The following is a 22,704-nucleotide window of genomic DNA, read 5'->3' on the forward strand; positions in this document are numbered from 1 at the left end:
AGGAAAAGCGAGGAACGAATGTTAGGCGTTTGGAGATACACTTTTTGCCAGCTTGTATGCATGCAGCCCAGCAGATTGCCGGGCTGAGAATGTTGATGGACTGACGTGGGGCGCTACACGCTACCCGACAAAGATTAAAGCGATATGCGGCTGGGAGCGGCGATACGCAATTTGAATAAACGGGCTGCCAGCCAACCAATCGCCACATACATCAACGCGTAGCCTACATAGGGCATGTAATACTTGGCTACGCGGACGCTAAATTCGGTAATGGTCAGGCTATCCACTTTGTCTGAAAACGCAAACCAGAATGCATTGGATACCACAAAAGCAATGCTGGTGGAGCCCCAGGCAAACAATGCAAATGGCAAGATGGAAAATGGCTTGTCACTATCCGCCAGTAACCGTCCCGCGCCCCATACCAGGCCATAGGTGGGAATCAGGCCCCAGTAACCAGGCGACATGCAGTAATCCGACACGCCTTGCCAGCCCATGGCATACCCATCCATGCCAAATGCCGCAATCAGCGCCAGCCCCAGCCAACCGGTGTTCGTAATCAGCAAGCCGCCCATGAACAGCACCGCCAGCGTGGCGTCAGGCAGGTAAACATCATTGCCGAAATGCTGGGTGCGAGTGGCGATGATCAAAAGAATCAGGATAGCGCCCACCCAGAAAGACTGCTTGTTGTGCTGCGGCATTTCGTCAAAACTCCGTTGTGCTTGCTTAGTGCCTTGGATTGTAACCTCAAACTGGTAGATTTAAAAAAAGACCCTCCATAAATGAAGGGCCTGAACTTTATTTTGAAGGCGAGTAACGTACACTGATGAAGAGATTGGTCCCAGGGGTACCGTACGGTGGTGCAGTAGGGGTGAAGGTCGTAGCGGTTGTTACCAAGGTGTAGTCTTTATCCAGCAAATTATTCAGTCTTGCATTCAATGACCAGTCTTCATTGATTTTGTATTTTCCAGTGAGATTAACCAGGGTGTAACCAGCCATAACGATTTGGTTCTCAGGATCATTGAAGCGCTTGCCACTGGCGATTACTTCTGTCCCGATCTCAAACTTTCCCCATACCTGCCCCAGCCAGAGAGAGCCATATTGACGTGCCCGACGGGCAATCACTTTTCCGGTATCTTCATTCCGTGGATCTTGTACATCTGCGCTTGCTCGCAGGTGATAATTTTCTATCCAGCCCTCATAGCTTAATGTGGCGCCTTTAATTTTGGCGGAGCCTACATTGCTGGGAAAATCTGTCAGGGTGCCATTTGTACCCACCAGCAGGTTGTCAATTTCGTTATGGTAGGCCGTCAAGCTGATACGGTGATGTCCTTGATCGTAGACAACGGCCGCTTCGGTATTGCGTGATGTTTCAGGTTTAAGGTTGGGGTTGCCTTGATAGGTATAGCCAAATCCATAATCCTGAAATGGAAGATATAAATCATTAAAGGTCGGTGCCCGGAAGGCTGTACCAAAGCTTCCATTCACGCGCCAGTAATCATTAAGGCGATACCCATATCCTATGTTCCCGGTGGTATGTTCCCCAAATTGGGAGTTATTGTCTCGGCGTAAGCCAAACTTGAATGCATGGGCATTTTTCTCAAGCAGATAGCTTGCAAGGTAGCCATTATTAAACCGTTTGTCGACGGTGTAGCTGCCATTCCCATCGACCTTGTCTTCTAGTCTGTCATAGGCAAGAGTTAATGTGCCCAATGGCAAGCGCAAGTCATTCTGCCAATAGTGTTGGCGCTGCTTGGTGCGCAACGAGCTGACGCCGAAACTGCCGACGCTGTAAAGATCGTCCTGGCTTTCGCCTATGCGGAACTGGCTCTGCCAGTATTCGGTGATTTTGTTTTTGCTGGTAAGGGCAAAGCTTTGTTGACGCAAATCCTGATTGGCAGGAAAGTCATTACCGTCAAAGTCATAGTGACCATTTGATGTGTATACCTGAGCACCAATTTCATGACCTTCTGCCAGAGTGTGGCTGATGTTGCCATTAAAGCTCAGATTGCGAAAACCATCGTGATCTTGATCTCGTCCGGATTGGGTCCTGAATGACGAAATACCATCTGTGGTGAGCGACGCGACGCTCGCAGCATAGCGAGTATCGCCCACGGAGCCACTCAAGGCCGCAGATGCCTGTTGTGTGTTGTTGCTGCCATAACCTGCAGATGCTGACAGACGGGGTTCGCCTTTGCCCTGTCGGGTAAAAATCTGTATTACACCGCCGATGGCATCTGCTCCATACAGGCTTGATGCCGGGCCACGCAGGATTTCAATGCGTTCAATTTGCTCAGGCAGAATTTGGCTCAGCGTGGTGGTTCCTGTTGTCGCTGAGCTGACTCGCATGCCATCAATCATTACGACTACCGCTTGTGAACCTGTGCCGCGCAGGTGGATATTGGTGGTGGCGCCCAGGCCGCCATTGGATTCTATTTGAATCCCGGGTTGGGTGCTTAGCAGTTCTGCCAAAGTGGATTGACCGGCGCGCTCAATTTCTTCGCGGGTAATGACGCTGACGTCTGCCAATACATTCTCGCGGGATTCTGCGATGCGACTAGCAGTGACCACGACTTCATCGGTGTAAATGGAGGTGGCCTCCGCGTATGCGCCCGTCGTAAACAGCAAGCCTATCGTACTTGCCAGTATGGTTTTGTTCATGAATACCCCTTTGTGTGCATGCGACCCCGCATGCGAGAAATAAAAAGGGAATACCGTGAGGGAAGCTGTTGAATCTATCCGGAACGAAGGCGCAATATGAAATTAAGTTATCTGCGATTCGCTGCGAAAACCGTCACCCCGCGGTATTGCCTGCTTGTGAGCTATCGGGCCGGTCTCCGGGCTTATACGTTTTGTTCATTCGCCTTCCCATGCATGTGCACAGTGGCTTGTTGAATGAACCGCACGTAATTACCGTTGCGGGGGCAGCACAGGAATAGTTGCTCGATTAATCGTCAACGCACCTGTTTCCCAGTTTCACCCGGTTTGCAGAGCAGCAAATCGGGCACCAGATAACGTGCATAGGATTATACGGGATGCAAAAAATTTCACCAAAGCGAGATTAAAACTTAACGTGTTGTAATACTTTCAAAAATGCTCGTTAGCAGTTGACCATGCAAGCTTTTTACAATTATAGTGCCGATATGGAATCCGATCTGAAAGCCCTCGAAGACAAGGTAGGTGAGCTGGTGCAGCTTTACCATGCCGTGCGTTCGGAGAATCTGCAATTGCGTCAGGAGCTTGCCCAAAGCCGTGATGAATCGCGCCTTTTGAAAGAGCAAATGTCCAAGGCTGGTAGCCGGATCGAGGCTCTGTTAAGCCAATTGCCAGAAGGTAGCCTATGAGCGAAGTGCGTGCAGTTGATGTCAACATCATGGGGCGGGAGTTCAAGGTTTCCTGTACGGATGATGAGCGTGAAGGATTGATTTCAGCCGTCACGTATCTTGATCGCAAGATGCGTGAAATTCGCGATACCGGCAAGGTGATTGGCATTGAGCGTATTGCGGTGATGGCCGCCCTCAACATGGCGCATGAGCTTTTAACTACCCGTAGCGGCGGCTTTGACATCGGGGATTTGAAGCGTAGAATGATGTCCATGCAGGAACAGATTGACGAGGCGATTGCCGAGCAAAACAAGTTGTTCTGATCAAAAATTTTCTTTTGCCATGTCTGTCATGGCGCCAGTTTGTTCCCTGCGGTATTGTTTAGGTCATAAATTCCTTGAACTAGTCTTTGGCATCGGTTTCGGTGTGTTGATTCACTGTTGAGCGCGCTCCTAATGTGGGTGTACCTGATGTGTTCCACGCTGTTACCACTTGAACCTTTTGGTTCAGGATGCTGGCCTGGGTGATGCTTGCGGGGAACTCCCACATTGCAAAAAGCACGTGATTCCAATGGAACCCCGTGCTTTTTTTATGGCGATATCCTGCTGGTTTGGGTTATCGCAGTTCGTGGTATTTCAAATCCCCCAGACTCACAATCTCCAGCGCACGCTCGTGCGTGGCTTCCAGGATCACCGGCGGCGCAAACCCTGCCTCTGCAGCTTCATGCCAGCGGGCGGCGCACAAACACCAGCGATCACCAGGTTTCAAGCCTTCAAATCCATATTCAGGTCGTGGCGTGCTAAGGTCATTTCCCCGGGATTGGGAAAATGCCAGAAACTCTTCAGTGACTTGCGCGCAGACAGTGTGACTGCCTGTGTCTTCGGGGCCGGTTTCGCAGCAGCCGTTACGGGTGAAGCCGGTCAATGGTTGAGTGCTGCAGGATTGCAGCGGGGTACCTAACACGTTTTTTGCCATGGTGCAGTTCCTGTATCAGTGCTTGGTGTGGGTATACTCCTCGATCTTGAAATGCAGAACCGAGAAGCTGGTTGGGCTTTGACGTTACGCCATTGAGTTGGATTATCATACGTAAAACTGAACGTCATAGAGAAGAAAAATGCGATATTGGTTAATGAAGTCTGAGCCCGGCGATGTGTCGATTGATGATCTTGCCGGTTTTCCCAATCAAACGGTGGACTGGTATGGCGTCCGTAATTATCAGGCACGCAATTTCATGCGTGACCAGATGAAGGTCGGCGATGGCGTGCTGTTTTACCATTCCAACTGTGCCGAGCCAGGCATTGTCGGTATCGCCGAAGTGAGCCGGCTTGCCTATCCTGACCGGTTGCAGTTTGTTGAGGGGCATAAATATTATGACCCCAAGGCAACGCCAGAAAATCCCCGCTGGTTCAATGTGGACGTCAAGCTGGTGCGTAAAACCCGTCTCTTGAGCTTGAAGGAAATGCGCGAAACACCGGAGCTGGAAAGTCTGCGCATTCTGCAGCGTGGTAATCGTCTTTCCATCACCCCGGTAGATCCGCGCGAATGGAATTTCATCATGAAGCTGCTGGAAGCCTAGCATGAGCAAGCAGTTTGATGCGCTTGGCCAGGAGCACATGGAGTTCATCTGGCAGCAACCCATGTTCTTTGTGGCTACTGCCGCGCCGGAAGGCCGGGTCAATCTCTCGCCCAAAGGTTTGGATTCATTGCGCGTGCTGGATGCCAACACCGTGGCCTGGCTGAATGTGACGGGCAGCGGCAATGAAACGGCTGCGCATCTGCTCGAAAACCCGCGCATGACACTGATGTTTTGTGCGTTTGAAGGCAAGCCGCTGATTTTGCGTCTGTATGGGCAAGCGCAAGTGGTGCATCCGCATGACCGTGCCTGGAATGACTGGGCCGCCCGCTTTGAGCAGCTGCCGGGAACACGCCAGATTTTTATATTGAAAGTTGATCTGGTGCAGACTTCGTGCGGCATGGCCGTGCCCTTGTTCAGTTACCAGGGCCAGCGCACCCAGTTGACGCAATGGGCAGAAAAACAGGGCGAAGCAGGCATGCGACGTTACTGGCAGGACAAAAACCAGCGCAGTCTGGATGGCAAACCAACCGGGATTTTTGGCCCGGATCTGTTTGATCCCATTTAACCGCTTTTTCACACCTCGCGTGCAAGCGTGAAAAAGAAAAAAGCCCGCAATTGCGGGCTTTTTTGTACTGATCGAAACTGCCAGTCAGTGATTTAAGGCTGATCCAGGCTACCCATGGATTTAGGGTAAGTGACCAGGCCCCAAGGCATATCCTTGTCGGTCACGCGTTTTACGACATCCAGCGTCGTCGCATCAAATACCACCACTTCGTTGGATTTGCCGCATGCCAGCAGAATCTGCTTGTCATCTGGGGTGAAGCTGAAGTGCCAGCAACGATCACCGGTGGTAACAGACTTCACCTTGCTGTAGGTCTTGGCATCGTAGACTTCCAGGGCTTTTTCCTTGGAGGTGGCGACATAGATGTGCTTGCCATCGCGGTCATAGGCGATGCCGTAAGGACCCTTGCCGGTATCTACAGTCTTTAATACCTTGAACTTGTCATCCAGCACGACAAACTTGTTGCCGAACTCCAGGGTGGCGACATAGGTTTTGCCATCAGGGGAAACCTTGATGCCGCGTGGGCGTTCGCCGTATTCCTTGGTCTTGACGGTTTTCAGCAACTTGCCTGTGGCAATGTTGTGGACGGTGATGGTGTTGTCAGCCTCATTGGTGATAATCAGCTTTTTGCCATCCTTGGAGAATTCAATGCCTTCGGTTTCCGGGCCGCCGACAATCTCACGGATTTTCTTGCCTTTTTTCAGATCCACAATGGCGATGCGGGCTGGCTCGTCATCATCATCGTCATCTTCCTTGGCTGCGGGTTCACCTGGTTTTGGTGGTGGGCCGCCTTTGGAGCTGGGCTCAAAGGATACAAAGGCGAGGTCGCCCTTGATGCGGACAAATTCGGGGTTTTTGCCGATGTCGATATGCTGCACCAGCTTGCCAGTGGCGGTATCGATCACGGAGATATTGCCATTTTCCTTGTTGGCGGTGATGAGCAACTTGCCATCCGCCGTGACGCCCAGGCCACGTGGTGCCTTGCCCTGAATGTCGATGGTTCTGCTGGTTTCCAGCGTATCCAGATTAATGACGCTGACACCGGCATCCTGATTGGTCACATACGCGATACCTTTGTCGGCCATTGCCGCATGGCTTGCCAATAGTCCGCTGGCTGCCAGGATCAAGGTGGCGCTAAACCTCATGACGAGGGGGGTAGATTTCATGCTGACTCTCTCCTTCTTACGTGGTGGTTGACGTGCTTTTTATGATCTGTTGTAGGCAACGTCAAAATGCATAGGTTCATTGCCGTGCAGCATGCCTGGGGGCATTGCACGGGGCCGCTGACATCCATGCAAAAATCGTGCTGGAAAATTAATTCGAATTATTTCAGCAACTTGAAGAAATCCCCCAAAGAAACTGGCTGTAAGCAACCACCACTTTGGTTGCTTACAGCCAAAAGCCTAGCCTAAAAATAATTCATAGGCGGGGTTGTGGCTTTCATTCCAGTAGGGGTAACCCAGGTTCTGCAGGAAGTCGGCAAATGCCTGCTGGTCTTCAGGCGGAACCTGCATGCCGACCAGCACGCGGCCGAAGTCTGCGCCGTGGTTGCGATAATGAAACAGGCTGATGTTCCAGTTATGCCCCATGGTGTCGAGGAAATTCATCAACGCGCCGGGTTTTTCGGGGAATTCGAAACGGTATACGCATTCATGCTTGGCTTGCGGGGCATGACCGCCGACCAGATGGCGCAGATGCAGCTTGGCCACTTCATTGTCGGTCAGGTCCAGCGTGGCCAGGCCATGCGCCTGCAGCATCTCGACCAGTGCCCGCGACTCCGCCGGATCCTGAATGGCAATGCCGACATAGATGTGGGCGGCCTGTGGATCGGAGTAGCGATAATTGAATTCGGTAATGCTGCGGCCACCCAGCAGGCGGCAGAAGGTTTTGAACGAGCCTGGTTTTTCCGGAATCGTCACTGCCAGCACGGCCTCGCGCTTTTCGCCGATTTCGGCGCGCTCAGCGACAAAGCGCAGGCGATCAAAATTGATATTGGCGCCAGAGGCAATGCCAATCAGCGTTTTGCCTTGCAACTGGTGACGCTTGGCGTATTCCTTAAGTCCGGCGGTGGCAAGCGCACCAGCAGGCTCCAGAATCGAACGCGTGTCTTCAAACACATCCTTGATGGCGGCGCATATGGCGTCGTTATCGACCAGTATCATTTCATCCACATACTCACGTGCCAGGCGGAAGGTTTCTTCACCGACCTGCTTGACGGCGGCGCCATCGGCAAACAGTCCGACCTGATCCAGCATCACGCGCTGGCCTTGATCCAGCGAAAGCTGCATGGCATTGGCGTCGCTTGCCTCTACGCCGATGATCTTGATCTCAGGGCGCACCTGTTTGACATAAGCGGCAATGCCGGCAATCAGGCCGCCGCCACCTACGCAGCAGAAGATGGCTTCGATGGGCTCTGGATGCGCATCCAGGATTTCCATGGCAATGGTACCCTGGCCTGCAATTACATAAGGGTCATCAAAGGGGTGTACAAAGGTCAGGCCTTGTTCCTGCTCCAGCTTGAGCGCATAGGCATAGGCGTCTGAGTAGGAGTCGCCTTGCAGCACGACTTCAGCGCCGCGATTTTTGACTGCATTGATCTTGATCATGGGCGTGGTGGTCGGCATCACGATCACGGCACGGCAATTGAGCTTTTGCGCGGCGAGGGCGACACCTTGGGCATGGTTGCCGGCTGAGGCAGTGATCACGCCACGTTGCAATGCATCGGCGCTGAGATGCGCCATTTTGTTGTAGGCGCCGCGCAGCTTGAAGGAAAAAACCGGCTGCATGTCTTCGCGCTTGAGCAAAACCCGGTTGCCAATTCTGGCAGAGAGATTGGGCTGAAACTCCAGTGCGGTTTTGCTGGCGACGTCGTAGACGCGCGCAGAGCGAATTTTTTCCAGGTAGTCGTTTTTCATTAGGGGGCCGGGCGTGTATGATTCAAGTTTGGACGTGATTATAAAGAAAACAGGTAGGTAAAAGTAAAATGGCAACACAAGACGAATTGAAACAACAAGTAGCGAAGGCCGCGGTTGAATACGTTAAGGGCGGCATTATTGGGGTAGGCACTGGCTCTACTGCCAACTTTTTTATCGATGAACTGGCCAAGGTCAAAAGCAAGATTGATGGCGCGGTAGCAAGCTCGGAAGCCACTGCACAGCGGTTGCGCGCCCACGGCATTGAAGTATTTGACCTGAATAGCGTGGATGGCATGGAAATTTATGTCGATGGCGCCGATGAAATCACTGAGCACATGCACATGCTGAAAGGCGGCGGCGGTGCTTTGACCCGCGAAAAAATCGTCGCAGCCTGTGCCAAGACATTTATCTGTATCTGTGATGCCAGCAAGTACGTGCCTGTGCTGGGCAAATTCCCGCTGCCAGTGGAAGTATTGCCCATGGCCCGCAGCCACGTGGCACGTGAACTGACCAAGCTGGGCGGTCAACCCAAGCTGCGCGACTTTACCACCGATAACGGCAACATCATTCTGGACGTGCATGGCCTGGAAATCCTCAACCCGGTTGAGATGGAAGCCAAGATCAACCAGATCGTGGGTGTTGTCACCAATGGTCTGTTCGCCGCGCGTCCTGCAGATGTTCTGCTGTTGGCCACGCCGGAAGGTGTGAAGACATACAAGCGCTAATGACGCGCCGCTGCTGAGAGGGTCTGGTGCCTGCGCCAGGCCACTCAGTCCGATAATTCGGGAAGATGAAGCGGTTGGGGGTTGTGCGGGCAGACATCAAACTGTCACATTCGCTGATTACACTACAGCGCTCACTTGATGACTGACCTGCGCTCTACATACTGAATAAAGGATCTGCGCTATGCAATTTGAACATACTTTCAAGCAATACGATGCCGAACTGGAAGCCGTCCGCGCCAAAGTGCTCCAGATGGGTGGCCTGGTGGAGCAGCAGATCGTCAATGCGCTGGATGCATTGGTGAATGCCAACGCCAGTCTGGCCGAAAGCGTCATTGCCAACGATCACCGCGTGAATGGTCTCGAAGTGCAGGTGGATGAAGACTGCAGTCATATCATTGCCCGTCGCCAGCCCGCTGCCGGCGATTTGCGCATGATCATGATGATGGTCAAGACCATTACCGATCTCGAGCGTATTGGTGACGAGGCGACCAAGATTGCCCGCGTTGCCCAGAAAATCTACGAATCCGACCGCATGTACACCCCACGGTTTGCTGAAATCAAAACCATGGTGGGCCTGGTGCGCGAAATGCTGCGTACTTCGCTGGATGCGTTTGCCCGCCTGGACGTCAGCAAGACTGTGGATGTTGCCCGTCAGGATGAGCAAGTCGATGAGCAATTCCGTGCCGCCATGCGTCAACTGATCACCTTCATGCTGGAAGATCCCCGTACCATCTCCATGTCACTGGAAGTGCTGTTTGTGGCCAAGGCGGTGGAGCGTATCGGTGATCATGCCAAAAACATCGCCGAATACGTGGTGTACATGGTAAAGGGCAAGGATGTGCGCCACACCAGCATGGAAGAAATGGAACGCGAAACGCTGCAGTCCTGATTCCGGGAGCCTGCATCGCAAACCCCGTCTCTCCAGATCACCGGAAGACGGGGTTTTTGTCTTGAGGTGCGCCAATCGGGCATTTCAGGATTTATACTAAGAATTCATCACCTCATATCTCCAAAGGTTGTTTTGGCTACACAAATACCGGCACCTACTGAAATTGCCGCAGTAGATCTAGGCTCCAACAGTTTCCGTCTGCAATTGGCCAAAGTGGTCGATGGTCATCTTATTTTTCATGACTCCCTGCGCGAAGCGGTGCGGTTGGGTGCTGGCCTGGGCAAAGACAAACGCCTGGATGAAGACGCGCAGCGTCGCGCCATCGAGTGCCTGAAGCGTTTTGGCGAACGCCTGCGCGGTTTGCCGCCGCATGCCGTCCGAGCAGTGGCAACCAATACCTTTCGAGTTGCCAAAAATGCACCACAGTTACTGAAAGAGGCCGAAGCGGCCTTGGGCTTTCCGATCGAAATCATCGCCGGGCGTGAAGAGGCCCGCATGATTTTTGTGGGCGTCAGTCATTGCCTGCCACTATGCGAACACAAGCGGCTGGTGATTGATATTGGCGGCGGCTCTACTGAATTCATTGTTGGCGAGGGTGTTGAGCCTATCCAGATGGAAAGCCTCTATATGGGCTGTGTCAGTTACAGCCTGCGGTTTTTCCCGGAAGGCCGCCTGACGGAAGACAACTTTGAGCAGGCTCGCATTGCAGCCGCGACTGAAATTCAGGCAATCCGCAAAAATTTCTCGTCATCCAACTGGCAGGAGGCGGTGGGCTCCTCCGGCACGGCACGTTCGCTGGGTGAAATCATTCGCCTGAATGGCCTGAGCGACGGCAGCATTACCTATGAAGGATTGCGTTTTATCCGGCAGCAATTGATCAAGGCGCGTGATATCAAGAAAATCGAGCTGGCCGGTGTCAGCGCAGATCGCGCGGCGGTATTACCGGGCGGCCTTTCCATCATGCTGGCGGCATTTGAGGCGCTCAACATCGACAAGATGACAACTGCCGACACCGCGCTGCGTGAAGGCGTGCTGTATGAGCTGCTGGGCCGCATTCATCATCATGACACCCGCGAAGCGACGGTGAGCAGCTTCATGCGGCGCTACCATGTGGATGCCGCCCAAGCCAAGCGCGTACACAGGCTGGCGCTGGATTTGCTGGCGCAGGTTAGTGACCAGTTGCGTATGGACGTGAGCAAGGCAGAAAACTACCTGACCTGGGCTGCCAAGCTGCACGAGATTGGCATATCCATTGCGCATAGTGGCTATCACAAGCATTCGGCCTATGTGATTGAGAATGCGGATATGCCCGGCTTTTCAAAAATGGATCAGGAGACCCTGGGCTTTCTGGTGCGGGCGCAACGCCGCTCACTTGCCAAGCTGGCGGTGCCCATGTTGTCGGACGATCATTGCCTGCTGGTGCTGATTTTGCGTCTGGCGGTGCTGTTCCATCGCAGTCGCCTGAGCGACCGGCAGCCCAAACTGGGTCTGAAAGGGCACGGTCAGCGCTTTGAGTTATCAGTGGAGCCAGGCTGGCTGAGTGAAAATCCGCTCACCGATGCCGAATTGCGTAATGAAGTGGATTACTGGCGCGAGATTGGTATTAGCCTGACTCTGGTGTGATGAGCAGTCGACTGGTTTGACTTGGCATTTAAGCTTGCAAGATTGGGCTGCTTTGAGCGCCACGCCTTCATCTTAACCTGAGGAAATTCAATATGCCCGGCAAGGTAATTCCTTGCCGGGCATATTGCTCTAAATCTCCGGTGGCAGGTCCTGCCCCAGCTCCTGAATCAGGAAGTTCTGAGCGCTGAAGGCGGTGCCGCGACGTGCCGGACGTAATTTGTACGTCCCGTCTGGCAGCATTTCCCAGGCGTTCATATTGTCTTTCAGATAAGGCTCCAAGCCTTCACGAATCACGCGCTTTTTCACCTTGGCATCCAGTATCGGCAGGCATACTTCAATCCGGCGGAAGAAGTTGCGGTACATCCAGTCGGCGCTGGCGAGGTACACATCCTCAGCCCGGTTATTGTAGAAGTAGAAAATGCGGGTGTGTTCCAGAAAGCGTCCAACAATCGAGCGCACGCGGATATTGTCCGATACACCGGGGATGCCGGGTTTAAGTGCACAAACGCCCCGTACGATGAGGTCGATTTCCACGCCAGCTGCCGAGGCGTCATACAACGCGCGGATGATGTCCGAATCCAGCAAGGCATTCATCTTGGCGATAATGCGCGCTTTCTTGCCGGATTTGGCTATCTCCATTTCGTTCTGGATGGCCTTGATCAGCCGTTGGTGCAGAGTGAATGGCGATTGCCACAGGTGGCGCAGCTTGCTGGCCTTGCCTAATCCTGTCAGTTGGGCAAACACATCATTCACGTCTTCGCAGATTTCTTCCTGGCAGGTCAGCAAGCCAAAATCGGTATACAGACGGGCGGTACGCTGGTGGTAATTGCCAGTCGACAAGTGCACATAGCGACGCAGTTTGTCATCTTCACGTCTAACCACCATGGCCATCTTGGCGTGCGTCTTGTGGCCCACTACGCCATAAATCACATGAGCACCGGCATTTTCCAGTTTGGCGGCCCAGTTGATGTTGGCTTCTTCATCGAAACGCGCCAGCAGTTCCACTACGACCGTGACTTCCTTGCCGCGGCGCGCCGCCTCAATCAGCGATTGCATCAGGGTGGAATCAGCGCTGGTGCGATAAAAGGTCTGCTTGATCGCCAGCACCGTAGGGTCTTCCGACGCCTGCTTGATGAACTCGATGACCGGGTTGAACGATTGGTAAGGATGATGCAAGAGCACATCGCCCTTGCGGATTACCTTGAATATGTCGGCTTCCTTGGCGAATTCCTTGGGTGCGCTGGGGGTGTAGCGCGCAAACTTCAGCTCTGGGCGGTCCACCCAGTCTGGTACTTGCATCAGCCGCACCAGATTGACGATGCCATTTACCTGATAGAGGTCTTCTGGCCCCAGGCCAAACTGGCCCAGCAGGAAGGATGACATGGCTGGTGGGCAACTGTCGGCGACTTCGAGCCGCACAGCGTCCCCATACTGACGGTGCGAAAGTTCGCCCTGCAGCGCGATGCGCAAGTCTTTGGTTTCTTCATCGTCCAGATTGAGGTCGCTGTCGCGTGTCACGCGGAACTGGTAGCAGCCTTTGACCTGCATGCCGGAGAACAGCTCATCCACATGCGCATGCAGGATGGAGGACAGGAAGACAAAGCCATATTCGCAACCTGCGATATCGCTGGGCAAGCGAATCACACGGGGCAACGCGCGCGGCGCTTGTACCACGGCAACGCCGGAATTACGGCCAAAGGCATCCTTGCCTTCGAGCTCCACCGCAAAGTTAAGACTCTTGTTCAGTACGCGCGGAAACGGATGCGATGGATCCAGCCCGATAGGCGTGAGGATGGGCATCAGCTCGCGGAAGAAATAATTGCGTATCCATTCACGCTGGGTATCGTTCCAGTGTCCACGACGCAGGAAGCGGATATCGAGCTGCGCCAGTTGCGGCAGCACGATGTTATTGAGGATGTTGTACTGGTGATCAACCAGCTCGTGGGATTCGCTGCTGATTTTTTCAAATGCCTGCTTGGGCATCAGGCCATCCGGGCCTACATGCAGCGAGTTGTATTTGATTTGCTCTTTGAGTCCGGCTACGCGAACTTCAAAGAATTCGTCCATATTGCTGCTGAAAATACAGAGGAATTTGAGGCGCTCAAGCAGTGGGACACGTTCGTCTTCGGCTTGGGCCAGCACGCGGCGGTTGAAGGCAAGAATGCCGAGTTCGCGATTTACAAAGTATTCTGGGCTCAATTTGAGTGGGAACAAAATTAAAACCTCACTCTACTGATGCAATATGACAAAACGATGACTCATGTGAAGGTTTTGTAAACACATGGGTCATCGCTCATGATGGCGTTTTTTAATTAATCTTTAGGTGGAACATAGCCAGAAGCGGTATCTGCCCCGCTGCCAAAAAAGTAGGCTTCGGTTTGCTGGGAGAGATATTTGCGTGCTTGCGGGTCCGCCAGGCTCAGCCGGTTTTCATTCACCAGCATGGTTTGTTGCTTGAGCCAGCCAGCCCAGGCTTCTTTGGAAACGTTTTCATAAATACGTTTACCGAGCTCCCCAGGGTAAGGGGGGAAATCCAGGCCTTCCGCGTCATGTCCCAATTTAACGCAATGTACAGTCCGTGCCATAAGTGTTCTATCTCGCAAATGCCAAAACGACATGATAACGCATGGGGTATGCCGGGGGTAGCTCTGCTTGGGCCTGGTAAGGCGCGGGAGGGATGGAAAGAGAGGGCGTGAGGCAGATGCTGCCCCACGCCCGATACGACTAGAATGCGCCGCGCAAGCCGACCATGATGGAACGGCCACCCATGGGGGCAATGTCCTTCAGGTAGGAAGTGTGATCACGAATCTCTTCGTTCAACAGATTGTAGGCCTTGGCAAAAGCCTCCAGATAAAACTTTGAGGGAATGCGATAGGTGGCTGTCAGGTTGACCTGGGTGTAACCATTGGTGGCCAGTTCTGCATCTGCCGTCCGGTCTTGCTTGAAGGCATGCAACACATCCAGCTTGGAGCCGAAGCGATCCAGCTGGTACAAAAAGCCGAAGCCCAGCTTGAGTGGCGCAATGCGTGGCAGTGGTTCGCCGGTATCACGGTTGGTGGCGCGCACATAATCGCCGCGCAGGGTCAGGTCGAGGTCGCCTGTGCCTTCGTATACGCGGAATTTGCCTTCGCCTTCCAGGCCTTTGAAAATGGCAGGTACCTGCAGAATTTGTGCCTCGGTGAGATCACCCCCCACCACGCCATCTTCATCCACTTGCCGCCCGGTATTGTTGAGCGTGATGAAATTGTTGAAGCGGGTGTAGAAGGCGCCCACGCTGAAACTGTTTTTGCCCTCTTTCCAGCGCAGTTGGGTATCCACGCCATTCGAGCGCTCCACATCCAGATTGCTGTTACCAATTTCGTATTGGGCGGTGGCGACGTGAGCGCCATTGGCATACAGCTCGTTGTAGCTGGGGGCGCGTTCGTTATGCGAGAGATTGCCTACCAGCGACCATGTGGGTGTCAGTGTATACAAGGCGCCAAATGCAGCGCTACGCGGTGCAAAATCACGCGAAACTGCCGGGCCAAATTTTCCGCCGCCATTCGAATCCACATCTACTTGCTCAGCACGGCCCCCAAGGCTTAATTTCAATGCATCCAGCGGCAGCTCTTCGTATACATACAGGGCTTTGCTGTCGGTGCTGTTTTTGGGAATGAAGGCTTCTTCGCCCAAGGCCTGGAAGCGGGAGTTTTGCAGTTGCAGCCCCACCACGCCAGACAGCGGCCCGATGTTGCCGTGGCGCGCCTCAATGGAAGTTTCCAGGCCGCGGTTACGGAATGTCGTGCCTACCGCGCCATCTTCGATTTCCTGATGCTGGTAATCGGTATGCGCCATCTTGACCTTGACTGCCTGCACGATATTGCCGAGATCGCGGAATTCGGAGGCGAAGTCCCAGCGTTGGCTGTCCATGTCGATACGGACATCTTTTTCTGCCACCGTGCCGTAATTGCTGTTGTAGTCAGAGAACGAAAGCCCGGCATAGCCATTACCGAAATTCACCGACGCGCCCAATGCGCCGCCATCGGAGCGTGCAGCACTATTAACCAGGCGGCCGCTGTCTTCACGCGCTGTGCCATCTGCTTCACTTTTACGACGAGAAACCGCATAGCCGGGTATATCCAGGTCGTCGGTTTTGCGTTCGTAGGCATCCGCGTGCAATGTCAGAACCCCATTGCCAGCATCAATGACGGCAGCGCCGCTCTTCTGGTTATCGGCGCCACCCAGGCGGACTTCGCCACGACCTGTCACGCCATCAATCGCTTCTTTGGGAATACGATGATCAATCGCGTTGACCACGCCACCAACGGCGCTACCGCCATACAGCAATGCGGCCGGGCCGCGTACTACATCAATCTGCTCAATGACTAAGGGATCCAATGCCACGGCATGGTCCGGGCTTAATGCAGAGGCATCCAGAATGCCGACCCCGTTTTGCATGATGCGAACGCGGTCATTATCCAGCCCGCGTATTACGGGGCGTGAAGCATTCGGCCCAAAATAACTGGAACTGACGCCGGGGATGGATTTCAGGGTTTCGCCCAGTGTGCTTTCCCGTTGCAGGGACAATTCGCGGCCGCTTAGTACTGAGACTGGTGTTACCAGCGCATCGGAATCTACACCCAACGGGTTGGCAGTCACGGCCACGGGCGCTAATTGCAGCGTGGTGGAAGGTTTTGTGGTGTCATCTGCAGCATAAGCGTGGCTTGCAGACAGGGCTGGACTGAACGCCAAAGCGATAGCCATGAATAATTTTTTGCGTGCGCCAGGGCGCGCGGCAGGGGAGATCGGCAGCATGGGAAAACCTCAATTGCATAAACATGAGTGGAGTGTCGGCGACTAACCGGCACAGCGAACAATGGTTATGCAGCGGAGGGAGGAGCGCGCGCTGAGAAGTGGCTGGAAAATGCAGGATGGTACGGGGTGCTCTGGTCGTGCCAGGCCAACTCCGAAAACGGTACTACGGGGATAGCGTGGATAGCTGGCTGCAGGCCTGCTGCCAACTCGCCAAAGCTAAGGCATTTGTCACAGAAACCACCATGAGGCGAAGCATCCTGCTTTTGCGAAAGAATATCCGTGTAGTGCGATATTTCATGCACGGCGGCGCTCTGTTGGCCAAAGGCAAACAGGAACACGAGCGATACAGTGAGAAATATGCGACGCAACATAGTTGCAAGTTTAGCAGAAATTTACACAAGACGGACAGGGACCAAGCATCGCATACATTTGTGACACTAAAAATAACAAAAGGCCGCTATCGCGGCCTTTGTGTCTGCTAGCTTAATTGCTTAAGCGGCGAAGTTTGCCGAAGCAAAATCCCAGTTGGCCAGAGAAGCCAGGAAAGTCTCAACGAACTTGGGACGTGCATTGCGGTAGTCGATGTAGTAAGCGTGCTCCCATACGTCGATGGTCAGCAGCGCCTTGTCACCGGTGGTCAGAGGGGTGCCAGCAGCGCCCATGTTGACGATATCCACAGTACCGTCAGCCTTCTTGACCAGCCAGGTCCAGCCGGAACCGAAGTTGCCAACAGCAGAAGCCTGGAATGCCTTTTTGAACTCATCGAAAGAGCCCCATTTTGCATTGATGGCATCGGCCAGTGGGCCAGTAGGAGCGCCGCCACCATTTGGCTTCATGCTGCTCCAGAAGAAAGTGTGATTCCAGATTTGCGCGGAATTGTTATAAATGCCGGCTTTGGAATTCTTGATGATGTCTTCCAGGCTGCTGTTTTCGAATTCAGTACCTTTGATCAGGTTGTTCAGATTGGTGACATAGGCTTGGTGATGCTTGCCGTAGTGAAACTCAAGTGTTTCTTCAGAAATATATGGAGCAAGCGCGTTTTTGGCATAAGGTAAAGCAGGTAATTGATGTTCCATTGAGATTTCCTTTGAATAAATGAGGGGTGTGTGACGAAGCTTAGAGTTTTATTCTGCCATAAGAATTCGAGAATTCTCGTGCTGAGAATGATTCTCAAAAATAGAGAAACCGCCAAGCGCGAGCTGAGCAATGATGTGTAATCCGGGTTTGTCATTCTGAAAAACAGCTTGTCGAAACCTGTTTGGGAGATTCATGTAAGCAAGGCTGACGTGATGTCGTAGCCAAAATCCAGAGCCTTACTTTTTGCGTGCACGTGGATGAGCTGAATCGTAAACTTTGGCGAGATGGTGACAACAGGCAGGTTACTGCCTGTTGCGGTGGAGACTCATGCCAGCAAGGCTGGCGTGATGTCGTAGCCAAAATCCAGAGCCTTACTTTTTGCGGGCGCGTGGATGAGCCGAATCATAAACTTTGGCGAGATGGTGACAACAGGCAGGCTACTGCCTGTTGCGGTGGAGACTCATGTAAGCAAGGCTGGCGTGATGTCGTAGCCAAAATCCAGAGCCTTACTTTTTGCGGGCGCGTGGATGAGCCGAATCATAAACTTTGGCGAGATGGTGAAAATCCAGATGCGTATACACCTGCGTAGTACTGATGTTGGCATGCCCCAGCATCTCTTGCACGGCACGCAGATCGCCACTGGATTGCAGCACATGGCTGGCAAAGCTGTGTCTGAGCATGTGAGGATGCACGCGGATATTGATGCCTTGCCGGATCGCCCATTGCTGCAAGCGATATTGCACGGCGCGGCGACTCAGGCGTTTGCCGAGGCGCGACAGGAAAAGCGCCGAGGTATCCTGAATCGGCAAGCCGGATCGTATGGCTAGCCAGGCTTGCAAGGCATTCATGGCGTGTTGCCCTACGGGAACGATGCGCGTCTTGTTGCCTTTGCCGGTGACGGTAATAGTGCCTTCGCCCAGATTCAGGGCATCCAGATTTAGGTTAACCAGTTCGGCCAGGCGCAGACCGGAGGAGTAAAACAGCTCCAGCATGGCATGGTCGCGCTGGGCCAGGGTGTCTTCATCGTCTATGGAAACCAGTTGTACGGCCTGATCTGGTGACAAGGCGTGCGGTAATGATTTTGGCGATTTTGGCGCGCGTATACCTTGGCATGGATTGGCTGAAAAACCATGGCGCTGAATAAGGAACTCGAAAAATCCGCGCCATGCGGAAAGCATGCGGGCGATGGATCTGCCACCCAGATTGCGGCCATGCAGGGTGGCCACGTGGCGACGAATATGGGTGCCTGTCATATTCTGCAGCGGCACCTCACCATTCAACTCCAGCAGCACCTTCAGGTCGCGCTGGTAATTCTCGCGGGTCAGCGGACTTAAGCGCCGCTCATGGCTCAGATGGTCGAGATATTGGACAAGGTAATCGACCATCTGGCTTTAACTGTGCAAGCTAGCTGAGCGTGACATGGCGTAACAGAGCGGCGCTGACCAGCTCGCCAATACGCTTCAGGAAGAGGGTGCCCATTTCCGGATAAAAGCGATTGGCATCGTCGGAGGCTAATGCCAGCAGACCAAAGGCATGCTCGCTACGCAGGGCGATGAGGGCATAAGACTGCGGTGTCGCATCGGTGCCAAACCATTTGGCAAGCTCGAGTCCGGGCTGCTTGCCGCAATACGGTGTGAGCAGATTTTGGGTCCATTGGCTGAGCTCGGCATCCACTTGCTGATAGGCGTCATGTGCTGCGTGGGTGAGTTCCTGAGGCGTTGCCCACAGGCGAACCGCCACGTGCGGCACCTGAAAATCTTCACGCAGGCTGTGAATTAGCAGTTGCAGCAGAATATCAAACTCCTGCGCGGCGAGCAGGCCCAGGCTCAGGCGATGCACTTTCTCACTGATGGTGTCGTTTTCCTTGCCGTAGCTGAGAAGCTCCGCCATGCGTGACTCAAGCACGCGGATCTTGTCGCGTTGGGCAAGTTGCTGCCGCTCGGCCAGGGATACGGTCCCGATGCCATGCGGGCTGGGCAGATACATATCGGCCAGCAACATGGGGTGGCGTTCAAAAAACTGCGGGTTTTTTTGCAGATATTCAGCGACCTGATCGTCTGAAACTTGCAGTGTGACTTCCATGTAAATTCCTTGTGCTTGATGGAGAGGGCAGATGATATCCGCCCCGGATTTATAGATGAATGGCGCCGGTAAATACGGTGGCAGCAGGCCCCGTCATCCAGACCGTGCTATCGCCACCTGTCCAGGCAATGTTTAATTCCCCGCCGCGGGTGCTGACCCGGACCGGGGATACAAGATGACCTAACCGTATACCGGATACGACAGCCGCGCAAGCCCCGGTCCCGCAGGCCAGGGTTTCACCGCTGCCACGCTCAAATACGCGCAAGCGGATGTGATGCGGGTCGACAATCTGCATGAAGCCTGCATTTACCCGCTTTGGGAAACGTGGGTGTGATTCAATTTGTGGGCCTTGTTCGGCAACGGGGGCCGTGTCGACATTATCGACAAGCTGAACGGCATGCGGATTCCCCATGGACGCGATGGCTACTTCAACGGTTTCATGAGCCAGTTGCAGGGGATATAGCGATTGGATCGTTTCGGCTTCAAAGGGCAGGTCGGCGGGCAGGAAGCTGGGCGGCCCCATGTTGACCGTTACTTCCCCATTGTCTTCCAGGCGAGGATAAATCAGACCACGTGCTGTTTCGACGCAAATCTCGCGTTGCTTTGTCAGGCCCTGGTCATGCACGAATTTGACGAAACAGCGTGCACCATTGCCACATTGCTCGACTTCGCCGCCATCGGCATTGAATATCCGGTAGCGAAAGGCGGCTTCTGGCGTGGTGGCATGCTCAACAATCAATAGCTGGTCGCAGCCTACGCCAAAGTGGCGGTCGGAGATCGCGCGGATTTGATCCGGCGTCAGGGAGACGGGCTGGGAGTAAGCGTCAATGACGACAAAGTCGTTGCCGATGCCCTGCATCTTGGTAAATTCAAGTTTCATCATGGGTTGCCGTTGCTAAGTCTAAGCAGAGGAATACTCTGCATTATAAGTAGAGTCGCTGTTTGCCCCTAATTATGCAGCCGGTGTTGCGCTGGCCGGCTCTGCTTTACGGGACTGCGGTTGCTTGAAACGCCGATAGCTCCATAAATATTGTGCAGGATACTGCCGAACAAGTTGTTCAATTGCATCGTTAATATTTTGGGGTGATGCCTCGCCTTGCAAGGGCGTAATATGAATGGCAAATCCACGGCCCCATGACAAGCGCTCGCCAAAGGCCATGAGTACCACGGCGCCCGTGGCCTCCTGCAGCTTGCTGACGAGCGTCATGGTGTAGGCCGGATGATTAAAAAACTGTGCCCAGACGCCTTCACCATGCTCGGGCACCTGGTCGGGAAGTATGCCAACGGCTTCGCCTTTTTTAAGGGCTTTCAGCAGGCTGCGAACCCCGCTCAGGGTGGTGGGCGCCAGCTTCATCTGGTCATGCAGGCGACCTTGCTCCAGAACGCCGGATAGCCAGGACTTGCGGGCTGGGCGAAACAGGATGGTAATGGGATGCAAGGTGGCGTAAAAGCGGGCGGTGATCTCATAACAGCCCAGATGCGGCGTGAGAAAAATGATGCCTTTGCCGCTGGCAAGCGCCTGGTCGACGTGTTCCCAGCCGTGCCGGCGTTTGACCCAGCGCAGCATGGCGGGCCGTGAACGACCCCAGAGTGAGAGGGTCTCAAGGATTGACTTACCGGTCTCGGCCACATTGCGGCGTAACAGGCGACGAAAATGATAAGTGGTGTTGGTTAACCCGACCATGTTGAGATTTTTGCGGGTGCGACGAGAGAATTTCTTGTCCGTCCAGAAGGTGATCCAGCCTGCCACAACACCGACAAGATGCAGCAGTGGCAAGGGCCATGCAGCGAGGAAACGGAGTAGTACGTTGAGCATGTATTTCTTTTTGAACCAAGGGGATTTTGCTATTCTAGCAATCTTTTGCCGTCCGGCCCGTGACGACTTTAATCTTTAAAAATATCCACTACATAAAACCGAGAAGCGATGAGCGAATATCTTTTTACCTCCGAATCCGTATCTGAAGGTCACCCAGACAAGGTGGCTGACCAGATTTCAGACAGCATTCTGGATGCTATTCTCGAGCAAGACCCTACGGCACGTGTCGCGGCAGAAACGCTCACCAACACTGGCCTGGTGGTATTGGCCGGTGAAATCACCACATCTGCCAATGTGGATTACATCAAGGTAGCGCGTGAAACCATCAAGCGCATTGGTTACGACAATACTGACTATGGCATCGACTACAAAGGTTGTGCCGTGCTGGTGGCTTACGACAAGCAGTCTCCTGATATTGCCCAAGGTGTCGACAATGCCAATGATGATCCGCTGGATCAGGGTGCTGGCGACCAGGGGTTGATGTTCGGCTATGCCTGCGACGAAACCCCGCAATTGATGCCTTTGCCTATCTGGCTGTCTCACCGTCTCATGGAGCGCCAGTCGCAACTGCGCAAGGATGGCCGCCTGCCCTGGTTGCGTCCTGATGCCAAGAGCCAGGTCACGGTGCAATATGTGGATGGCAAGCCGCACAAGATTGATACCGTGCTGATCTCGACGCAGCACGCGCCAGAAAAGTCGCTGGACGAAATTCGTGAAGCCGTGATTGAAGAAATCATCAAGCCGACCTTGCCTGCGGAACTGATCAAAGGCGAAATCAAGTTTCTGGTAAATCCGACCGGTCGCTTTGTGATTGGCGGACCTCAGGGCGATTGCGGTCTGACTGGGCGCAAGATCATCGTGGATACCTATGGTGGCGCTGCGCCGCATGGTGGCGGTGCTTTCTCCGGCAAGGATCCTTCCAAGGTAGACCGTTCAGCAGCCTATGCCGGGCGCTATGTGGCCAAGAATATCGTAGCGGCGGGGCTTGCCTCGCGCTGTCTGGTGCAGGTTTCGTACGCAATTGGCGTGGCACGTCCGACCAGTGTCATGGTGGAAACCTACGGCACAGGCAAGGTGCCGAATGAAGTGCTGACACAACTGGTGCTGGATCATTTTGATCTGCGCCCCAAGGGCATTGTGAAGATGCTGGATCTGTTGCGGCCAATTTATGCCAAAACGGCTGCCTACGGTCATTTTGGTCGCGATGAACCAGAGTTCAGCTGGGAATCCGTAGACAAGGCTGCTGCCCTGCGAGCTGCTGTGTAATGTCCTTAACCGTATAAGAATAAACCGCGCTCAACATCTAGCCATCTAGTCGAAAGCCA

22 protein-coding genes and 1 riboswitch are annotated in these 22,704 nt (G+C 53.8%); of the genes, 8 read left to right on the plus strand and 14 right to left on the minus strand.

The genetic code is table 11. From position 1 onward, the window contains the following. Positions 1-134: 134 nt before the first annotated feature. Positions 135-698 carry a hypothetical protein gene (locus FNL37_RS11420; RefSeq protein ID WP_159356271.1) on the minus strand — a complete coding sequence of 188 codons (564 nt, stop codon included), beginning with the start codon at positions 696-698 and terminating at the stop codon, positions 135-137. 97 nt (positions 699-795) lie between these two features. After that, complete coding sequence (locus FNL37_RS11425; protein WP_159356272.1) at positions 796-2,526, minus strand: TonB-dependent receptor domain-containing protein; 1,731 nt, start codon at positions 2,524-2,526, stop codon at positions 796-798. A 282-nt stretch (positions 2,527-2,808) separates the two neighbouring features. Then, positions 2,809-3,024: riboswitch (cobalamin riboswitch) on the minus strand. A gap of 86 nt (positions 3,025-3,110) precedes the next feature. On the opposite strand from FNL37_RS11425, the gene FNL37_RS11430 reads away from it, so the two are divergent. Next, positions 3,111-3,341, plus strand: coding sequence for a hypothetical protein (locus tag FNL37_RS11430; protein ID WP_013440983.1), 231 nt, complete (start codon positions 3,111-3,113; stop codon positions 3,339-3,341). Beyond that, positions 3,338-3,643, plus strand: a complete 306-nt coding sequence (locus FNL37_RS11435) for a cell division protein ZapA (protein WP_013440984.1) — start codon at positions 3,338-3,340, stop codon at positions 3,641-3,643. The genes FNL37_RS11430 and FNL37_RS11435 overlap by 4 nt, the downstream gene beginning before the upstream one ends. A 292-nt stretch (positions 3,644-3,935) precedes the next feature. On the opposite strand, the gene FNL37_RS11440 is transcribed toward FNL37_RS11435, so the two are convergent. Next, positions 3,936-4,295: a DUF2237 family protein gene (locus FNL37_RS11440; RefSeq protein ID WP_013440985.1), complete on the minus strand. Its 360-nt coding sequence runs from the start codon at positions 4,293-4,295 to the stop codon at positions 3,936-3,938. A gap of 139 nt (positions 4,296-4,434) precedes the next feature. Between FNL37_RS11440 and FNL37_RS11445 the strand changes: the two genes are divergently transcribed. Both FNL37_RS11445 and FNL37_RS11450 read left to right on the plus strand, forming a co-directional pair. After that, entirely contained in the window at positions 4,435-4,896 is a 462-nt protein-coding gene (locus FNL37_RS11445; protein ID WP_015829179.1) for an EVE domain-containing protein, read from the plus strand. Between the two features lies 1 nt (position 4,897). Continuing rightward, positions 4,898-5,461, plus strand: coding sequence for a pyridoxamine 5'-phosphate oxidase family protein (locus FNL37_RS11450; protein ID WP_159356273.1), 564 nt, complete (start codon positions 4,898-4,900; stop codon positions 5,459-5,461). A gap of 92 nt (positions 5,462-5,553) precedes the next feature. Here the strand turns inward: FNL37_RS11450 and FNL37_RS11455 are convergent, their stop codons facing one another. Together FNL37_RS11455 and ilvA are read right to left on the minus strand one after the other, a co-directional pair. Beyond that, positions 5,554-6,624, minus strand: coding sequence for a cytochrome D1 domain-containing protein (locus FNL37_RS11455; RefSeq protein WP_013440988.1), 1,071 nt, complete (start codon positions 6,622-6,624; stop codon positions 5,554-5,556). 237 nt (positions 6,625-6,861) lie between these two features. Continuing rightward, complete coding sequence (ilvA, locus tag FNL37_RS11460) at positions 6,862-8,373, minus strand: threonine ammonia-lyase, biosynthetic (RefSeq protein ID WP_013440989.1); 1,512 nt, start codon at positions 8,371-8,373, stop codon at positions 6,862-6,864. A 68-nt stretch (positions 8,374-8,441) separates the two neighbouring features. Between ilvA and rpiA the strand changes: the two genes are divergently transcribed. From rpiA to ppx, 3 genes are all read left to right on the plus strand, one after another. Continuing rightward, positions 8,442-9,098 (plus strand): ribose-5-phosphate isomerase RpiA, encoded by a 657-nt coding sequence (gene rpiA / locus FNL37_RS11465; RefSeq protein WP_013440990.1) that lies wholly within the window; start codon positions 8,442-8,444, stop codon positions 9,096-9,098. 181 nt (positions 9,099-9,279) lie between these two features. Next, the gene (gene phoU, locus FNL37_RS11470; RefSeq protein ID WP_013440991.1) at positions 9,280-9,987 is read left to right on the plus strand and encodes a phosphate signaling complex protein PhoU; all 708 of its coding nucleotides are present in this window, start codon (positions 9,280-9,282) and stop codon (positions 9,985-9,987) included. Between the two features lie 132 nt (positions 9,988-10,119). Then, complete coding sequence (gene ppx / locus FNL37_RS11475) at positions 10,120-11,610, plus strand: exopolyphosphatase (RefSeq protein WP_159356274.1); 1,491 nt, start codon at positions 10,120-10,122, stop codon at positions 11,608-11,610. Between the two features lie 129 nt (positions 11,611-11,739). On the opposite strand, the gene ppk1 is transcribed toward ppx, so the two are convergent. From ppk1 to FNL37_RS11520, 9 genes are all read right to left on the minus strand, one after another. Beyond that, entirely contained in the window at positions 11,740-13,824 is a 2,085-nt protein-coding gene (gene ppk1, locus FNL37_RS11480; protein WP_159356275.1) for a polyphosphate kinase 1, read from the minus strand. A 98-nt stretch (positions 13,825-13,922) separates the two neighbouring features. Continuing rightward, entirely contained in the window at positions 13,923-14,195 is a 273-nt protein-coding gene (locus FNL37_RS11485; protein WP_015829185.1) for an oxidative damage protection protein, read from the minus strand. A gap of 139 nt (positions 14,196-14,334) precedes the next feature. Next, on the minus strand, positions 14,335-16,404 hold the full coding sequence (locus FNL37_RS11490; protein WP_159356276.1) for a TonB-dependent receptor: 2,070 nt from the start codon (positions 16,402-16,404) through the stop codon (positions 14,335-14,337). Between the two features lie 65 nt (positions 16,405-16,469). After that, positions 16,470-16,775 (minus strand): hypothetical protein, encoded by a 306-nt coding sequence (locus FNL37_RS11495; protein ID WP_013440996.1) that lies wholly within the window; start codon positions 16,773-16,775, stop codon positions 16,470-16,472. Between the two features lie 120 nt (positions 16,776-16,895). Next, on the minus strand, positions 16,896-17,480 hold the full coding sequence (locus FNL37_RS11500; protein WP_013440997.1) for a superoxide dismutase: 585 nt from the start codon (positions 17,478-17,480) through the stop codon (positions 16,896-16,898). A 507-nt stretch (positions 17,481-17,987) separates the two neighbouring features. After that, complete coding sequence (xerC, locus tag FNL37_RS11505; RefSeq protein WP_159356277.1) at positions 17,988-18,866, minus strand: tyrosine recombinase XerC; 879 nt, start codon at positions 18,864-18,866, stop codon at positions 17,988-17,990. Between the two features lie 19 nt (positions 18,867-18,885). Beyond that, positions 18,886-19,563 (minus strand): DUF484 family protein, encoded by a 678-nt coding sequence (locus FNL37_RS11510; RefSeq protein WP_159356278.1) that lies wholly within the window; start codon positions 19,561-19,563, stop codon positions 18,886-18,888. A gap of 49 nt (positions 19,564-19,612) precedes the next feature. Continuing rightward, the gene (dapF, locus tag FNL37_RS11515; RefSeq protein ID WP_211371973.1) at positions 19,613-20,443 is read right to left on the minus strand and encodes a diaminopimelate epimerase; all 831 of its coding nucleotides are present in this window, start codon (positions 20,441-20,443) and stop codon (positions 19,613-19,615) included. A 72-nt stretch (positions 20,444-20,515) separates the two neighbouring features. Next, on the minus strand, positions 20,516-21,379 hold the full coding sequence (locus FNL37_RS11520) for a lysophospholipid acyltransferase family protein (protein ID WP_159356280.1): 864 nt from the start codon (positions 21,377-21,379) through the stop codon (positions 20,516-20,518). Between the two features lie 108 nt (positions 21,380-21,487). On the opposite strand from FNL37_RS11520, the gene metK reads away from it, so the two are divergent. Then, positions 21,488-22,645, plus strand: coding sequence for a methionine adenosyltransferase (gene metK / locus FNL37_RS11525; protein ID WP_013441002.1), 1,158 nt, complete (start codon positions 21,488-21,490; stop codon positions 22,643-22,645). The last annotated feature ends 59 nt before the right edge of the window (positions 22,646-22,704 follow it).

This window comes from Methylovorus glucosotrophus, assembly GCF_009858335.1.
GTDB classification, from domain to species: Bacteria; Pseudomonadota; Gammaproteobacteria; order Burkholderiales; family Methylophilaceae; genus Methylovorus; species Methylovorus glucosotrophus.

Coding starts and splice junctions, on each gene's coding strand:
- FNL37_RS11420 (WP_159356271.1), bottom strand. CDS start 698: ATGCCGCAGCACAACAAGCAGTCTTTCTGGGTGGGCGCTATCCTGATT.
- FNL37_RS11430 (WP_013440983.1), top strand. CDS start 3,111: ATGCAAGCTTTTTACAATTATAGTGCCGATATGGAATCCGATCTGAAA.
- FNL37_RS11435 (WP_013440984.1), top strand. CDS start 3,338: ATGAGCGAAGTGCGTGCAGTTGATGTCAACATCATGGGGCGGGAGTTC.
- FNL37_RS11440 (WP_013440985.1), bottom strand. CDS start 4,295: ATGGCAAAAAACGTGTTAGGTACCCCGCTGCAATCCTGCAGCACTCAA.
- FNL37_RS11445 (WP_015829179.1), top strand. CDS start 4,435: ATGCGATATTGGTTAATGAAGTCTGAGCCCGGCGATGTGTCGATTGAT.
- FNL37_RS11450 (WP_159356273.1), top strand. CDS start 4,898: ATGAGCAAGCAGTTTGATGCGCTTGGCCAGGAGCACATGGAGTTCATC.
- FNL37_RS11455 (WP_013440988.1), bottom strand. CDS start 6,624: ATGAAATCTACCCCCCTCGTCATGAGGTTTAGCGCCACCTTGATCCTG.
- ilvA (WP_013440989.1), bottom strand. CDS start 8,373: ATGAAAAACGACTACCTGGAAAAAATTCGCTCTGCGCGCGTCTACGAC.
- rpiA (WP_013440990.1), top strand. CDS start 8,442: ATGGCAACACAAGACGAATTGAAACAACAAGTAGCGAAGGCCGCGGTT.
- phoU (WP_013440991.1), top strand. CDS start 9,280: ATGCAATTTGAACATACTTTCAAGCAATACGATGCCGAACTGGAAGCC.
- FNL37_RS11485 (WP_015829185.1), bottom strand. CDS start 14,195: ATGGCACGGACTGTACATTGCGTTAAATTGGGACATGACGCGGAAGGC.
- FNL37_RS11490 (WP_159356276.1), bottom strand. CDS start 16,404: ATGCTGCCGATCTCCCCTGCCGCGCGCCCTGGCGCACGCAAAAAATTA.
- FNL37_RS11495 (WP_013440996.1), bottom strand. CDS start 16,775: ATGTTGCGTCGCATATTTCTCACTGTATCGCTCGTGTTCCTGTTTGCC.
- FNL37_RS11500 (WP_013440997.1), bottom strand. CDS start 17,480: ATGGAACATCAATTACCTGCTTTACCTTATGCCAAAAACGCGCTTGCT.
- xerC (WP_159356277.1), bottom strand. CDS start 18,866: ATGGTCGATTACCTTGTCCAATATCTCGACCATCTGAGCCATGAGCGG.
- FNL37_RS11510 (WP_159356278.1), bottom strand. CDS start 19,563: ATGGAAGTCACACTGCAAGTTTCAGACGATCAGGTCGCTGAATATCTG.
- dapF (WP_211371973.1), bottom strand. CDS start 20,443: ATGAAACTTGAATTTACCAAGATGCAGGGCATCGGCAACGACTTTGTC.
- FNL37_RS11520 (WP_159356280.1), bottom strand. CDS start 21,379: ATGCTCAACGTACTACTCCGTTTCCTCGCTGCATGGCCCTTGCCACTG.
- metK (WP_013441002.1), top strand. CDS start 21,488: ATGAGCGAATATCTTTTTACCTCCGAATCCGTATCTGAAGGTCACCCA.